Here is a 497-nt window from a genome sequence, read left to right on the forward strand (position 1 = left end):
GTGGAAAGCTATCCCGAGGACGCGCAAGGCCGGAAGGTCGCCGGCCCGATGGTAATCGCGATGATCACCCAACCGATCGTGTCCTCGATGATTGCCGACGAGACGATGACCTGGCCGAGGTCGCGGCGCATGAAGTTCATCTCGCGCACCACCATTGCGACGATCTTGACCGAGGAGATCGACAGCGCCGTGCCGAGGAACAGGCCAGCGACGAGGCGCTCGCCGCCGCTGGCGAGCAGCGATTCCGGCATGAACTGCGCCGCCACGAAGCCGAGCATGAAAGGCACCGCAACGCCGGCGGCGGAGATGGAAAAGCAGGCGCGGCCGACCCGGCGCACCAGCCTGAGATCGGTCTCCATGCCGGTGAGAAGCAGAAGCATCAGCACGCCGAGCTGGGCGATGGCATTGATCATCGATTTCTGCGCGGCGTCCCCGGTAAAGACCAGCCGCTCCGCCGCCGGCCATAGCCAGCCGAGCAAGGAAGGACCAAGCAGGAT

At 65.2% G+C, this 497-nt stretch carries 1 pseudogene; it reads right to left on the reverse strand.

The features are described from left to right. Positions 1 to 50: 50 nt before the first annotated feature. Positions 51 to 497, reverse strand: a pseudogene (locus EOA33_RS38235) (cation:proton antiporter); the annotation flags it as partial.

Origin of the sequence: Mesorhizobium sp. M4A.F.Ca.ET.050.02.1.1, assembly GCF_003997725.1 — a bacterium.
Classification (GTDB): domain Bacteria; phylum Pseudomonadota; class Alphaproteobacteria; order Rhizobiales; family Rhizobiaceae; genus Mesorhizobium.